12 protein-coding genes and 1 pseudogene are annotated in these 13,591 nt (G+C 61.9%); 8 read left to right on the forward strand and 5 right to left on the reverse strand.

Annotated elements, in window-relative coordinates; all coding sequences use genetic code 11:
• Window positions 1-162 precede the first annotated feature (162 nt).
• The gene (locus tag PMI29_RS11240; RefSeq protein ID WP_007999824.1) at window positions 163-615 is read left to right on the forward strand and encodes a cupin domain-containing protein; all 453 of its coding nucleotides are present in this window, start codon (window positions 163-165) and stop codon (window positions 613-615) included.
• A 181-nt stretch (window positions 616-796) separates the two neighbouring features.
• On the opposite strand, the gene PMI29_RS11235 is transcribed toward PMI29_RS11240, so the two are convergent.
• Both PMI29_RS11235 and PMI29_RS11230 read right to left on the reverse strand, forming a co-directional pair.
• Window positions 797-1,216, reverse strand: a complete 420-nt coding sequence (locus tag PMI29_RS11235; protein WP_007999826.1) for an organic hydroperoxide resistance protein — start codon at window positions 1,214-1,216, stop codon at window positions 797-799.
• Window positions 1,217-1,398: 182 nt separating this feature from the next.
• Window positions 1,399-2,283, reverse strand: coding sequence for a LysR family transcriptional regulator (locus PMI29_RS11230; protein WP_007999828.1), 885 nt, complete (start codon window positions 2,281-2,283; stop codon window positions 1,399-1,401).
• Between the two features lie 328 nt (window positions 2,284-2,611).
• Here PMI29_RS11230 and PMI29_RS11225 point away from each other — a divergent pair, with 328 nt between their 5' ends.
• From PMI29_RS11225 to PMI29_RS11200, 6 genes are all read left to right on the forward strand, one after another.
• A complete protein-coding gene (locus PMI29_RS11225; RefSeq protein ID WP_007999830.1) occupies window positions 2,612-4,012 on the forward strand; it encodes an MFS transporter in 1,401 nt (466 codons plus the stop codon).
• A gap of 157 nt (window positions 4,013-4,169) precedes the next feature.
• The gene (locus tag PMI29_RS32860; RefSeq protein WP_007999832.1) at window positions 4,170-6,173 is read left to right on the forward strand and encodes an aminotransferase class I/II-fold pyridoxal phosphate-dependent enzyme; all 2,004 of its coding nucleotides are present in this window, start codon (window positions 4,170-4,172) and stop codon (window positions 6,171-6,173) included.
• A 27-nt stretch (window positions 6,174-6,200) separates the two neighbouring features.
• The gene (locus PMI29_RS11215) at window positions 6,201-6,983 is read left to right on the forward strand and encodes a transporter substrate-binding domain-containing protein (RefSeq protein WP_007999835.1); all 783 of its coding nucleotides are present in this window, start codon (window positions 6,201-6,203) and stop codon (window positions 6,981-6,983) included.
• A 146-nt stretch (window positions 6,984-7,129) separates the two neighbouring features.
• The gene (locus tag PMI29_RS11210) at window positions 7,130-7,843 is read left to right on the forward strand and encodes an ABC transporter permease (protein ID WP_007981895.1); all 714 of its coding nucleotides are present in this window, start codon (window positions 7,130-7,132) and stop codon (window positions 7,841-7,843) included.
• 18 nt (window positions 7,844-7,861) lie between these two features.
• Window positions 7,862-8,560 carry an ABC transporter permease subunit gene (locus PMI29_RS11205; protein WP_007999837.1) on the forward strand — a complete coding sequence of 233 codons (699 nt, stop codon included), beginning with the start codon at window positions 7,862-7,864 and terminating at the stop codon, window positions 8,558-8,560.
• Window positions 8,560-9,570, forward strand: coding sequence for a DMT family transporter (locus tag PMI29_RS11200; protein ID WP_007999839.1), 1,011 nt, complete (start codon window positions 8,560-8,562; stop codon window positions 9,568-9,570). The genes PMI29_RS11205 and PMI29_RS11200 overlap by 1 nt, the downstream gene beginning before the upstream one ends.
• Here PMI29_RS11200 and PMI29_RS32665 read toward each other — a convergent pair.
• Window positions 9,526-10,011, reverse strand: a pseudogene (locus PMI29_RS32665) (TetR family transcriptional regulator C-terminal domain-containing protein); the annotation flags it as partial. The gene PMI29_RS11200 and the pseudogene PMI29_RS32665 sit on opposite strands and share 45 nt — an antisense overlap.
• Before the next feature lie 171 nt (window positions 10,012-10,182).
• On the opposite strand from PMI29_RS32665, the gene PMI29_RS11190 reads away from it, so the two are divergent.
• A complete protein-coding gene (locus PMI29_RS11190; RefSeq protein WP_007999843.1) occupies window positions 10,183-11,199 on the forward strand; it encodes a M14 family zinc carboxypeptidase in 1,017 nt (338 codons plus the stop codon).
• 19 nt (window positions 11,200-11,218) lie between these two features.
• Here PMI29_RS11190 and PMI29_RS11185 read toward each other — a convergent pair whose 3' ends face one another.
• Window positions 11,219-12,484 (reverse strand): epoxide hydrolase family protein, encoded by a 1,266-nt coding sequence (locus PMI29_RS11185; protein WP_007999845.1) that lies wholly within the window; start codon window positions 12,482-12,484, stop codon window positions 11,219-11,221.
• A 292-nt stretch (window positions 12,485-12,776) separates the two neighbouring features.
• On the reverse strand, window positions 12,777-13,136 hold the full coding sequence (locus PMI29_RS11180; protein ID WP_007999847.1) for a DUF6124 family protein: 360 nt from the start codon (window positions 13,134-13,136) through the stop codon (window positions 12,777-12,779).
• Window positions 13,137-13,591: the final 455 nt, after the last annotated feature.

Here is a 13,591-nt window from a genome sequence, read left to right on the forward strand (position 1 = left end):
GGCGGGTTTGTATCCGTAGGTATCCGCAACGCCCGCCGTTACCCGGGCATACAAAACCGGGGTTTCCAGACACCCGGGCGATACACGGCGGCCTTCAAATGCAACCACCGGCATCGTGTCATTTTCGGCGCGGCTGGCCATGGTTCAACTGGAGGAAAGGCAATGTTGCGTATCAACACCCGTCACACCATCGGCAAGCTTGGCATTGCCCTGGCCGCCGCAGGGCTTGCGACCTTCGCGAGCCTCTCTCAAGCTCAGGCGGCACAGCCGGCTCCGGCAATGAAAAACTGGCAACAAGGGCTGCATCGCACGGACCTGCTGCGCGAAGACCTCGGCGCCGCCGACCGCGAAGTCACTCAGGTGCTCGTGGACTTCGACCCGGGCGTGGTATCGCCCAGGCATGCTCACCCGGGCGCAGAAGTGGCGCACGTGATCAGCGGCACCTTTGAGTATCAACTGGAAGGGCGGGCACCAGTGACGCTCAAGGCTGGTGATTCGTTGTACATCCCCGAAGGCGTCGCCCATGTGGCGAAGAACGTGGGCCAGGGCAAAGCCTCGGAGCTGGCGACCTATATCGTCAAGAAAGGCCAGCCGCTGCTGATCCTCAAGGAGTAGGTGAACTGTAGGAGCGAGCTTGCTCGCGATGGTCGTTAACGATAACGCCTGTTTACTGGGTAAACGCGGCGCTCTCGAGACCATCGCGAGCAAGCTCGCTCCTACAACAACAACGATTGCGGTGTTCAGAAAGCCTGGCCTGACCGGCATCAAGACGTCAGGCCAGGCTTTTCTGTGTCGGTCAAACCAGATTGATCTCGACGTCGATGTTCCCGCGGGTCGCTTTGGAGTACGGGCAAGTCTGATGCGCCAGGTCCACCACCGTGCGTGCGACGGTCGGGTCCAGGCCCGGCAGGCTGACATTCAGACGGGCTTGAAGAAAGAAAGCGTTTTCGGACTTGCCCAGATCGATTTCGGCATCCACCGCAACGTCGCTTGGCAAGGCCACTTTCAGTGCGACGCACGCCTTGCCCATCGCCCCGATGAAACAAGCCGACCAACCCGCCGCCAGCAGTTGCTCAGGATTGGTGCCGGCACCCGAGGAGCCGGGAGGCGAAAGCTTGATGTCCAGACGTCCATCGGTGCTGCGCGCCTGACCGTCGCGGCCGCCGGTGGTGTGGGTCTTGCCGGTGTACAGCACGGTATAGATTGCATTGATCATGGTGGTTTTTCCTGTCAGTGGGTCGCTGGAATGCTCGGGAAGCCTGCGCTTTCCGATGCGCCCCACTTTTTCATTTCCATGTACTGCATATATGTCCCGAACCTGGCGGATTTGTATCGCTGTGTAAGGTGGCCGGGGGAAATACACTTCGATACAAATCGCTTGAATGCGCGCCCCGGGGTTTATTGACTGCAAACCTCCCACACGCAACTGCGCAACCAGCGATGCGCCGGGTCGGCGTCCATGCGCGGGTGCCACAGCATCGAAACCGTGATCGGCGGCGTGGGGAACGGCAGGGCAAAGCAATGCATCCCCTGGCACAGGTTGCCGACGTGTCGCTCCGGTACGCTGGCCACCAGGTCTGAAGCCCGCGCCAATGCAATCGCCGAAGAGAAGCCGGCGACGATGGTGATGATGTCCCGTTTCAGTCCCAGCTCACTCAAGGCGTCGTCCATGACGCCTTTTTCGTGGCCCCGGCGCGAGACCAGGATGTGTCGGGCACCGGCATAACGAACCGCTGTCATCTCGCCTTGAGTCAGTGGATGACCCTCACGCACGACGCCAATGAACCGGTCACGAAACAGCATCCGGGTCCGCACTTCCGGGCTGGTCGTTTCGCCGATCACACCGGTTTCCAGATCCACTGAGCCCTCGCGCAGCAGGGTGCTGTCCTTGTTCAGCTTCTGCACGAAACTCAAGCGGACACCGGGTGCCTCCTGGTTGATGCGGGCGATCAGTGGCGCTCCGAAATTTTCCACGAAGCCATCGCTGGTGCGCAGGGTGAAGGCGCGCACCAGTTGATTGAGATCGAGTGCCTCGGCGGGGCGCAGGACGGCTTCGGCATCTTGCACCAGCATGCCGACGCGTTCACGCAACTCCAGCGCCCGAGGCGTGGGCACGAGCCCGCGCCCGGCCCGCACCAGCAGCGGATCGCCGGTGGTTTCGCGCAACCGCGCCAGCGCCCGGCTCATGGCTGACGGGCTCAGGCGCAAACGCTGCGCGGCGCGGGCTACGCTGCCTTCTTCGAGCAACACGTTCAGGGTGATCAGCAGATTCAGGTCGGGCATGGAATGGGTTCCTGTGGGAGCGGGCCTGTTGGCTAGGGGGCTTGTGGTGAGGGGACCTGTGGCGAGGGGGCTTGCCCCCGTTGGGTTGCGAAGCAGCCCCAAAATCTCTGATGCACCAAAGATCTTTGTGAGTGCTACGCACTCAAACGGGGCGGTGCGGCGTTCCGACAAGCCCCCTCGCCACAGGTCCCCTCATCACAGGCCCGCTCCCACAATGGTTTGTGGGTAGGTGGCGTCTGGTGCACGTATACAGTGCAAATACTGCGTCTTCCGCCATGTTATGGCCGGGCTTAGGCTCCAGACAACCTGTTTGCGGAGTCACGAGAAAATGAAGTCCATATCAATTCGAGGCGCGCTGGCCAGCCTGTCGCTGTCCATGCTGCTGTCATCCCTGGGCACCAGCATTGCCAATGTTGGTTTACCGGCACTGGCTGAGGCGTTCTCGGCCTCCTTCCAGCAAGTGCAATGGGTGGTGCTCGCTTACCTGCTGGCGATCACGGCACTGATCGTCAGTGTCGGGCGGCTCGGCGACATCATTGGCCGTCGGCGTTTGTTGTTGATCGGGATTTGTGTGTTTACCGCCGCTTCAGTTCTGTGCGCCGTCTCATCCGGTCTCTGGTTGCTGATTGCTGCCCGGGCCATACAGGGCATCGGCGCGGCCATCATGATGGCGTTGACCATGGCGCTGGTGAGCGGGGCGGTACCCAAGGCAAAACTGGGCAGTGCGATGGGCCTGCTCGGCACTATGTCGGCGATTGGCACGTCGCTCGGCCCGACCCTCGGCGGTTTTTTGATTGCCAATTTGGGTTGGCAGGCGATTTTTCTGGTCAATGTGCCGTTGGGTGTTTTGGCGATGGGGCTCGCGCATCGTTTTTTACCGAAAGATTGCCTTGAGAAAAGGGCGGATCGAGCGGTTTTCGATGTCCTCGGCACCCTGGTACTGGTCCTGACGCTGCTGGCCTATGCGCTGGCGATGACCCTCGGGCGTGGCAGTTTTGGTCCGCTGAACACGGCACTGTTGCTGGTGGCGGTGGTTGGGGCGGGCGTGTTTGTGTTCGTCGAGCGCACGGCCGAGTCGCCGCTGGTTCGACTGACGATGTTCCGCAATCCGCAGCTGAGCGCAGGTTTCGCCATGAGCATGCTGGTGACGACCGTGGTCATGGCCACCCTGGTGGTGGGGCCGTTTTATCTCACCGGCGCACTGGCGTTGAATGCAGTGAGCGTTGGCCTGGTGATGTCGACAGGGCCGCTGGTCGCCGCACTGGTCGGGGTCCCGGCGGGTCGATGGGTCGACGGATTGGGCGCACATCGATCCCGCACGCTCGGATTGATTGCCATGTTGACCGGCGCTTGCATACTGCCCGCCGTGCCGACGAACTTCGGTGCGCTCGGCTACATCGTGCCACTGGCGGTCATTACCGCCGGTTATGCGCTGTTCCAGGCGGCGAACAATACCGCCGTGATGGCCGACATTGCGCCGGACCAACGGGGCGTGATGTCCGGTCTGCTCGGCCTGTCACGCAACCTGGGGCTGATCACCGGCGCTTCGGTGATGGGCGCGGTGTTTGCCTTCGCCACGGCCAGCAACAACATCCTGCAGGCACAACCGGAAGCGGTCGGGCAGGGGATGCGGGTCACGTTCGCCGTCGCGGCGGCGTTGATCGTCGTTGCGCTGCTCATCGGGGTGCTCAGTCAATTTGTGTCACAGCGCCTGGCACCCTCGTGCTGAAAAACGGCGCGACTATCGTGAAAACGACCTGTTTGCGCTGAACGCGAAGCCTTGTGAGTTTTCTGTTGAACGAGTGTTCAGTCTCGACTATGTTGGGGGCCACCTTCCCCCGGCTGGTTGCGGGCTTGCGTTTCTTCAATTCGAACGAGGCACTGGCATGCGGTTTTCACCCTTTGTTGAGCGGATCAGTGGCCAGGGCGTTGCCGCCTGGGATATTCACTACGCGGCCAATGCGGCACAGCGCAATGGCGAGGACGTGATCATCCTCAGCGTCGGCGACCCGGATTTCCCCACCCCGGATTTCATTACCGACGCCGCCATCCACGCCTTGCGCGAAGGGGATACCCACTACACCGAAATCGCCGGCCGCCAGGCCTTGCGCGAGGCCATCGCCGGTCGCTACAGCCAACTGATCGACCGCGAACTGCAGGCGTCGAACATCATTCTCACGGCAGGTGCGCAGAACGCCTTGTTCGCCACCTCGATGTGCCTGCTCGGTGCCGGCGACGAAGTGATCGCCCTCGATCCGATGTACGTCACCTACGAAGCCACGCTCAAGGCGTCCGGCGCCACGCTGGTGCGGGTGCCCTGTGCGGCGGACTCGGGTTTTCGCCTCGATGCCGCCGTGCTGGCCAAGGCCATTACCCCGCGCACCCGGGCGATTTTCTTCTCCAATCCGAACAACCCCACTGGCGTGGTGCTGGGCCGCGAAGAGCTGCAAGCCATCGCCGACCTCGCCATCGCCCATGACCTGTGGGTGGTGGTGGACGAGGTCTACGAGAGCCTCGCCTACGAGCGTGAACACCTGAGTCTGGCGGCGTTGCCGGGCATGGCCGAGCGCTGCGTGGTGATCGGCAGCCTGTCGAAATCCCATGCCATGACCGGTTGGCGCATCGGCTGGGTCGTGGCCAATGAAGCCCTGGTCAATCATGTCGAAACCCTGGTGCTGAGCATGCTGTACGGCTTGCCCGGGTTTGTCATGGAAGCGGCGCTCAAGGCCGTGCAGTCCCATGATGAAGTCACCCACGGCATGCGCGAGATCTATCGCCGGCGCCGCGATCTGGTAGTGTCCGGCCTGGCCGATTGTCCGGGCATCAGCGTGCTCAACCCCGATGCGGGCATGTTCGTGCTGGTGGACGTGCGCGGCACCGGCCTGACCTCGCTTGAATTCGCCTGGCGCCTGTTGCGTGAAGCCGGTGTCTCGGTGCTGGATGCGGCGGCATTCGGTGAGCCGGCCCAGGGTTTTGTACGGCTTTCGTTCACCCTGAGTGACGAGCGACTGGCCCAGGCCTGTCAGCGCATTCGCGGCTTTGTCCAGGTGCTCAAAGGTGAAGCGCCGAGGCCGGTGATCGGTACGGTGACCAGTACTGCAACCATCGAACCGGCCGCAGCCAAGACCATGATCGAGGTCGATCGCCTGCACAAACGCTTCGGCAATATCGAAGTGCTCAAAGGCGTTTCCCTGACGGCCCGAGAGGGCGAGGTGATCTCCCTGATCGGTGCCAGCGGCTCGGGCAAAAGTACCTTGCTGCGCTGCATCAATATGCTCGAAGTGCCGGACCAGGGGCGCATCCTGGTCGATGGCGAAAGCATTCACCTTAACCAGAATCGTCCCGGTGCACCGCTGGTGTCGGACGCTAAACAGCTTGTTCGCATAAGGTCCAGCCTGGGCATGGTGTTTCAGAACTTCAACCTCTGGCCCCACCGTACGGTGCTGGAAAACCTCATCGAAGCGCCGACCCAGGTCCTGCGTGAAAGCCGTGCGGAGGCCACAGAACGGGCCGAAGCCCTGCTCGAACGCGTCGGGCTTGCGGCCAAGCGCAACGAGTACCCGGCGTTTCTCTCCGGGGGACAGCAACAACGGGTGGCCATCGCCCGGGCCCTGGCCATGCGGCCCAAGGTCATGCTGTTCGATGAACCCACCTCGGCACTCGACCCGGAACTGGTCGGGGAAGTGCTGCGGGTGATCCGCTCCCTCGCCGAAGAAGGCCGGACCATGATCCTCGTGACTCATGAAATGGCGTTCGCACGCGATGTCTCTTCCAAAGTCGCCTTCCTGCATCAAGGGCTGATCGAGGAAACCGGTTCGCCGGACGAAGTGTTCGTACACCCACGCAGCGAGCGTTGCCGACAATTCGTCAACGCTCATCAGACTCGCTAACTCATCATAAAAAGACGGGAAAACAACATGGGAAATCGACGTTTTGCAAACTGGTTGACCGGTGCGGCCTGCGTATTGCTGGCCGGCATGAGTGCGGCGCAAGCACAGCCGATCAGGTTCGCGGTGGCAGCGGAACCCTATCCGCCGTACACCGAGAAACAGGCCAACGGTGAGTGGAAGGGTTTTGAAGTCGACCTGATCCACAAGCTGTGCAGCGAAATGAAAGCCGATTGCGAGATCAAGGAAGTGGCGTGGGACGGCATCATTCCGTCGCTGCTGGCGAAGAAGATCGACGTGATTTTTTCTTCGATGTCGGTGACCGAAGAACGGGAAAAACAGATCGCCTTCAGCAAGGCCTACTACGATTCGGCGATTGCCGTCGTCGGCCCGAAAGAGACGTCGGTGAAGAAGTACCCGGATGACCTCAAGGGCAAGATCATCGGTGTGCAGAACTCGACCGTGAGCGCCAGCTACCTGAAGACCTACTACGAAAAAATTGCCGACGTTAAGTACTACGACACCCAGGACTCGGCCAACGCCGACCTGATTGCCGGCCGCATCGACCTGATGATGGCCGACGGCACCGCCATGGCTTCGTTCGTCAAAACCCCGGATGCCAAGGACCTGGCCTACCTCGGCACCGTGCCTTATGACCCGATCTTCGGCAAAGGCGTAGGGGCCGGCTTGCGCAAGGACGACACCGAACTCAAGGCGAAACTCGACAAGGCCATCCAGGAGTTGCTGGCGAGCAAGGACTACGACGACCTCTCCCAGAGCTACTTCGGTACCAGCGTGAAACCTGCGTTCTGATCTCAACACAGTACCTGTAGGAGCGAGCCTGCTCGCGATGGACGCCAGTGCGCCGCGGTTCTTCTGAGTGACCGCGTCATCGTTAACGTTTTTCGCGAGCAGGCTCGCTCCTACAAGGGATCGTGTACTCCGACTGGAGAGTTGATATGCCGGCAATGTTCGATTTGATCAACTTCACCGAACAGGGATGGGGCAGTGCGCTGTTGAAGGGGCTCTGGATGACCCTGCAGATTTCGGCCGGGGCCTTTGTGCTCGGGCTGGCCATCGGGCTGGTGGTGGCTTGTCTCAAGCTTGGCGCGCCGAAGCCGATTGCGGCGCTGATGCGCGGCTACACCACGTTGTTCCGGGCAGTTCCGGAATTGCTGCTGATTCTGTTGCTGTACTACGTCGGTTCCATGCTCCTCAACTCACTGATGACCCGGCTCGGCTACGGCGTGGTGAATGTCAGCGGTCCGCTGGCGGCCATCGTGGTGCTGGGGCTGGTGCAGGGTGCCTACGCCTCGGAGATTTTCCGCGCGGCGATCCAGGCGATTCCCTTCGGCCAGATCGAAGCGGCCAAGGCGTTCGGCCTGAACGGCTTCGGTCTGTTCCGCCGGGTCACGCTGCCGATCATGGCGCCTTACGCCATGGCCGGGATGGCCAACCTGTGGATCAACCTGATCAAGGACAGTGCGCTGATCAGCGTGGTCGGCACCAACGAGCTGCTGTACACCGCCAAACAAGGCGCGGGATCGACGCGCCATTATCTGTTGTTCTACCTCACGGCTGCGGCGTTGTATTACGCGGTGACGTTGGCGTCGAACTATCTTTCGGGACGGTTGGAGCGACGCATTCGTCGCTGGATGCCTCTTGTTGACTGAACCGGCAGAGAGAACGAAATGATTCCAGCGTGGATAGTTGAATACGCGGCGCTGTTGGGCCGGGGGCTGCAAACGACCCTCGTCATTCTGTTGGTATCCAGTGTGTTCGGTTACCTGCTGGCGGTGCTGGTGGCGCTGGCGCGGATTTCGAAAAACAAGGTGATCGCCAAGGTCAGCCTGTTCTACACCAGCGTGACGCGTGGCACGCCGTTGCTGATCCAGATCTACATCTACTACTACGGGCTGGGCAGCCTGTTTGCCCAGTTCCCGCTGATTCGCGGCAGCTTTCTCTGGCCTTATCTGCGTGATGGTTACTGGTACATCGTGTTCGCCCTGGTGGTGTCGATGGGGGCCTATGTCGGCGAAGTGATTCGCGGTGGCCTGCTGGCGGTGCCCAAGGGGGAGATGGAGGCTGCGTCGGCCTTTGGCATGACGGCGCGCCAGTCGTTGTTGCGAGTGCGCTTGCCCCGGGCCCTGCGTCTGCTGTTGCCGACACTGGCGGGTGAAACCGTGATGCTGCTCAAGTCCACGGCATTGGCCTCGACCATCGCCGTGATTGACCTGTTGGGCGCCGCCAACGTGGTCCGCGCCCAAACCCTGCAGGTGTACGAACCCTTGTTGCTGGTGGCCGGGGTCTACGTGTGCCTGACCTTCCTGATCGAGGCGCTGTTTGCCTTTGCAGAACGGCGCGGGACGCCGGTGCGCAGGTCGGCCTGATGAGTTCGCCACGGATGGATCGGTCGCTGCAAGGCATTGGCCTGTGCACCCTGGGCTACGCGTTCCTGGCGTTGCAGGATGCGGCCATCAAGTGGCTGGTGGCCGATTATTCAGTGGTGACCATCCTGTTCTGGCGCAGCCTGGTGGTGGTCGCCGCGGTGTTGCTGGCGGGGCGCATGCGCCTGATCCAGCGGGCCTGGCGCTCGCCGAGCCGACGCCTGCTGGTGGTGCGCGGTTTACTGTCGATCGTCGCCTGGCTGCTGTACTACACAGCGGCCCGGGACCTGACCCTGGCGGAGATGACCACCCTGTATTTCTCCGCGCCGATCATGGTCACGGTGCTGGCGGCGGTGATTCTCAAGGAGCGCGCCAGCGGCTGGCAGTGGTTCAGCCTGATCATCGGTTTTGTCGGGGTGGTCATTGCCTGTCGCCCCGACAACATGACCGATCCGTTGCCGATCGTCCTGACCCTGCTGGCGGCGATGTGCTGGGCGTTCACCTACATCCAGTTGCGTCAGGTGGATGAACAGACCTCAGTGCTGGAGCAGATGCTGATCACCAACGTGGTGTTTGTGCTGTGCATGACGGTCGCGTTGCCGTGGACCCACACGCCGTCACCGACACCGACACCGGCCTGGCTGGGCATGCTCGGCGCCGGCCTGGTGGGCGGTATCGGCCAGTTCCTGCTGTTCGCCAGTTTCCGCCGCGCCACCGCGACCTTGCTCGCACCGTTCGAATACACCGGGCTGATCTGGGCGTTTGCCCTGTCGAGCCTGGTCTGGGGCACGTTGATGGATACGTCGCTGATGATCGGTGCCGGATTGATTGCGGTCAGCGGCACCCTGGCGATGATCTTCGGCCGGCACGCCTCACAAGACGTCGTCGGTGCTGAATGCTCCGTGACGCAGCCCCTTTATCCAGCAACGGCAGATATGGAGTCCGTTGGCGGCGCTGAAGGTCTCGGGGTTCAAGCACCACTCGAGCCAGAGACCGTCGAGCATCGCCGATAGGCCGATGGCGGCCAGGCGGGTGTCGTGAATCACGAAGCCTTCGCTGGCGGCCAGCCCGTCGAGCAACTGGCGGATCAGATCAAGGTAGGCGCGGTAGCTTTTTTCGTGGGACTGGCTGACGTGTTCGGAGTGCCGGATCAGGCTCCAGAACACCACCCACACGCCGAGCAGTTTCGGGTCCATGACCCTGGGCGAGAACGAGCCTTCCAGGAAGGCATCGATCTTTTGCGCGGGTGTCTCGGCCTGTTCGATTTCCTGGAGCAGGGCCGTGGTCAGTTCGCTCGCAAGCCGCTGGTAGGTGTCGGCGATCAGTGCCTCGATGCTGCCGAAGTGATGGTTGAGCAAACCCACGGACACCCCGGCCTCGGTGGCGATGCGCCGTACGGATATCCCGGCATGACCGTCGCGACCCAGGCAGCGCAGAGTGGCGGCCACCAGCATTTCGCGACGGTCATCGGGTTCGGCGCGGCGGTTTTTCGGGGCATCGGTAGTCACAAGGCTGTCCTTGGGTGAGGTTCCACGATGCCGAGCTTAGTTGAACGTCCGTTCAATCACCAGCCTCGACAGCAGCGATACAACGTTTTTCAACGTTCATGACGGGAGGGAAAGCCAATGCCGCAGGATATTTCGTTCAGTGTGCGCAACAACAACGGCGATGCCGTGCGGGTCGGTGCCTGGCGTTATGCAGGCGATGGCAGCGGGCCGAACGTGCACCTGCAGGCCGGCGTACATGCCGATGAAATCGCCGGGATGCTGGTGCTGCATTTGCTGATGCAACGGCTTCAGGTGGTCGAGACCCAAGGCCGGCTCAAGGGCCAGGTGACCGTGGTGCCACAAGCTAATCCACTGGGCATCGGGCAGTTTCGCCAGGGGCGGATTCTCGGCCGTTACCACGACGCGACCGGGCACAACTTCAATCGCTCGTTCGACCAGTCGGCGGCCATGGCGCGACCTTCGACCTGCGTCCAGCAATGGCAAAAGAAGCTGGTGCAACTGGCCGCCACGGCCGATGTGATGCTCGACCTGCACACCGATGACGAGGCCTTGCCGTACCTCTACGTACACCGCAGTTTCTGGCCGCGCGGTCGCGAACTGGCGGCGGCGATGAAGATGGACGTGGCGATCATCTGGGATGACGGCGGCGACGGTTCCTTCGAAGAAACCATCATTGCCCCGTGGATACGCGACGGAGTCACTGCAGGGCGTATGGCTGCAACTCTGGAGCTGCGCGGGCAGGGCGATGTCAGCGACCGCTTCTCCGAGCAGGATGCCGAAGGGCTGTACAACTGGCTGTGCGGTTGCTGCGTCATCGATGAGTCCGTGGCGCCTGCAGACTGGCCTGTCGAGGCTGTGGAAATGGGCCACATGGAAACCATCATCGCCCCGCAACCCGGCGTGCTGATCTTCGAAAAAGAGCTGGGGGATTTTGTCGAAGAGGGCCAGCGCTTTGCGCGGATTCTCGGGCGGCCGGGCGATCCGTCCTCCGAAGTGGTATTGCATGCCGAGCAAGCGGGGCGCCTGGTGACGCGCTATCGCGATCGACTGATAGCCCAAGGCATGGGCGTGGCGAAATTCACCGGCAGTCGGGTGTCACGTCACTGGAGAGGCGGGTTGCTGGACCCCAATTGATGCGACGCGGCCCCGTGAGTCAGCGCAGCGGCCGAAACGCCGTGCGCACTTCCTCGGTAAAGAGCTCCGGCTGTTCCCACGCTGCGAAGTGGCCACCCTTGGCCGCCTGATGGAAGTAGATCAGGTTGTGATAGGCGCGTCGGGCCCAGCTCTCCGGCGGGAAATAGACATCGTCGGGGAAGACTGTGACGGCCACCGGCAGTGTGATGTCGCCGGTCTTCTGTGCCGCGGAAAAAAGCGGGCTGCGACCTTTGTTTTCCCAATAGAACCGGCTTGCCGAGGCGCCGCTGTTCGTCAACCAGTACAAGGTGATGTCGTCCAGCACTTCATCCTTGCCTGGCGATTGCTGTGGGTCGGCGCCATAAGTCCACTTGGCGAATCCCGGGTGACCGAGCATGAACGCTGCGAGGAATGCCGGGGAGTCCGTTACGCCGTAGCCAATCATTTGCGGCCGCGCGGCCATCATCGCGCTGTAGGCCAGGTTTCCCTGTTTAATGGAGGCGGCCAGCGCGTCATAGGTCGCGCGTTCCTGCTCGGAATACCCCGCAGGCGCGGGACCACCAGCAGCGAGTGCGGCGGTCGCCTCCGGTGGCACCGTCGCCGGCAGGTTGAGGTGAATGCCCAGTAACCCGGGCACGGACTGACGCGCCATGGCGCTCGTGATAGGGCCGCCCCAGTCACCACCCTGGGCGACGTAGCGTGAATACCCCAGCCGCTGCATCAATTGCCCCCAGACCCGTGCCACATGGTCCGGGTCCCATCCGGGTTCAGTCGGTTTGCCGGAGAAGCCGTAGCCGGGGATCGACGGAATCACCACGTCGAATGCATCCGCGCCATTGCCCCCATGAGCGGCCGGATCGGTGAGCGGGCCGACCACCTTGATGAACTCCAGTACCGAGCCTGGCCAACCGTGGGTCAGGATCATCGGTAACGCATTCGGCTGCTGCGAGCGCACCCAGATAAAATGGATAGAGACCCCCTCGAGGGTGGTCGTGTACTGGGGCAAGGCATTGAGCTGCGCCTGGGCCTTGCGCCAGTCATAGTCCGTGCCCCAGTAGCGAACCAGCGCCTGCAATTTCTCAAGCTGCGCCCCCTGGGATCGATCACCCACCGTCTCTTTGTCCGGCCAACGCGTCGCCGTGATGCGGCTGCGCAGGTCAGTGAGTTGTTGATCCGAAATGTCGACGTGGAAGGGCACAATGGCGTCGGCGGCGGGGGCGGCGCTCACCAGGGGCGAGTTGCACAGTGCGAGGGTCATTAGCAGGACGACGAAAGCGGATTTCATCTTCATATCCTCGTTGAGAGGTATGCCTTCGTCCTTGCCCGGAGCGCTTGGGTGAAGGCCAATGCTGCTCCCGAGACTGATCCCGTTCGACGGGACGCGCAAGCAGGTTTTATCAAACACACAAAACCTGTGGCGAGGGGGCTTGTCGGAATGCCGCACCACCCCGTTCGGCGGCGAAGCCGTCGCAAGACCTGACTGCACCATTTGACAGAAGATAAGCGGGGGCCGCTTCGCAGCCCAACGGGGGCAAGCCCCCTCGCCACAGGGGCAGCGTTAGCCACAGATTCAGTGATTATTCGGGCGGGTCGATTTGGTCCAGCACCCGATTCGCCGTGATCTCCGCCAACATCACACTGTTGGAAATCCCCAGCAGGGCATTGCGCGATCCGCCATCCAGATGATCCACCAACTGGTGCACCATCACGTCGACCGAGGCCAGGGTCTCTACCAGGTACACCATCAGGGTTTCGGTATCGACCTTGGGGTCTACGGTAAACAGCGAGCCTGGCGTGCGCGGTGTGGCTTTGATGTCTGCGGTGGAGGGGACGTGGAAGGCGAGTGCGGGTTCGGCGGCTTCGTTGAGCCTGTTTGAATCGGGTTCGCAGGGGGATGTCGGATCGGTGTCCGGCGGGTTGGGGGTGACTTTGAACATGGGAGTCTCCGCTTCATGGTTGAAGCTGCCACGTTCGTTTCCAGACGAAGGGGTGGCAGCTGTACGCAGGCTGGAAACCCGGGGAAACGGCAACCCGGTAGACCCGAAGGTCTCCCGCGCACAGCCGCCATAACGGAGTGCACACTTAAAAGTGCGCAAGCGTAGGTTATGAAGGGCGCAGTGGCGCCATTTTCATTTCGGGGTTTCCAGACCTGGCCACTGATGGGCAGTGGCGCGGAAACGATAGAGACCAGGGGCAAGGCGCACAAGCCGGCGGATTCTGGCGTAACCGTAGGCAACGACGCAAGGTCTTGTAGCCCGCAGGAAATACCCTACAACCTTTTTAAACAAGCGCTCGTGGGCAATGTCGAGCGATCCCCACGCGAGCAAAAACATCCCCGGTCAACTGAAGACCGGCTTTCGTGTATCGCTGTGTATCAGCGCAGGAGATCCGA

Origin of the sequence: Pseudomonas sp. GM49 (assembly GCF_000282355.1) — a bacterium.
In the GTDB taxonomy this organism is placed as follows: domain Bacteria; phylum Pseudomonadota; class Gammaproteobacteria; order Pseudomonadales; family Pseudomonadaceae; genus Aquipseudomonas.

Excerpts from the sequence above, each read along its gene's own strand:
- PMI29_RS11240 (WP_007999824.1), top strand. The coding sequence starts at position 163 with ATGTTGCGTATCAACACCCGTCACACCATCGGCAAGCTTGGCATTGCC.
- PMI29_RS11235 (WP_007999826.1), bottom strand. The coding sequence starts at position 1,216 with ATGATCAATGCAATCTATACCGTGCTGTACACCGGCAAGACCCACACC.
- PMI29_RS11230 (WP_007999828.1), bottom strand. The coding sequence starts at position 2,283 with ATGCCCGACCTGAATCTGCTGATCACCCTGAACGTGTTGCTCGAAGAA.
- PMI29_RS11225 (WP_007999830.1), top strand. The coding sequence starts at position 2,612 with ATGAAGTCCATATCAATTCGAGGCGCGCTGGCCAGCCTGTCGCTGTCC.
- PMI29_RS32860 (WP_007999832.1), top strand. The coding sequence starts at position 4,170 with ATGCGGTTTTCACCCTTTGTTGAGCGGATCAGTGGCCAGGGCGTTGCC.
- PMI29_RS11215 (WP_007999835.1), top strand. The coding sequence starts at position 6,201 with ATGGGAAATCGACGTTTTGCAAACTGGTTGACCGGTGCGGCCTGCGTA.
- PMI29_RS11210 (WP_007981895.1), top strand. The coding sequence starts at position 7,130 with ATGCCGGCAATGTTCGATTTGATCAACTTCACCGAACAGGGATGGGGC.
- PMI29_RS11205 (WP_007999837.1), top strand. The coding sequence starts at position 7,862 with ATGATTCCAGCGTGGATAGTTGAATACGCGGCGCTGTTGGGCCGGGGG.
- PMI29_RS11200 (WP_007999839.1), top strand. The coding sequence starts at position 8,560 with ATGAGTTCGCCACGGATGGATCGGTCGCTGCAAGGCATTGGCCTGTGC.
- PMI29_RS11190 (WP_007999843.1), top strand. The coding sequence starts at position 10,183 with ATGCCGCAGGATATTTCGTTCAGTGTGCGCAACAACAACGGCGATGCC.
- PMI29_RS11185 (WP_007999845.1), bottom strand. The coding sequence starts at position 12,484 with ATGAAATCCGCTTTCGTCGTCCTGCTAATGACCCTCGCACTGTGCAAC.
- PMI29_RS11180 (WP_007999847.1), bottom strand. The coding sequence starts at position 13,136 with ATGTTCAAAGTCACCCCCAACCCGCCGGACACCGATCCGACATCCCCC.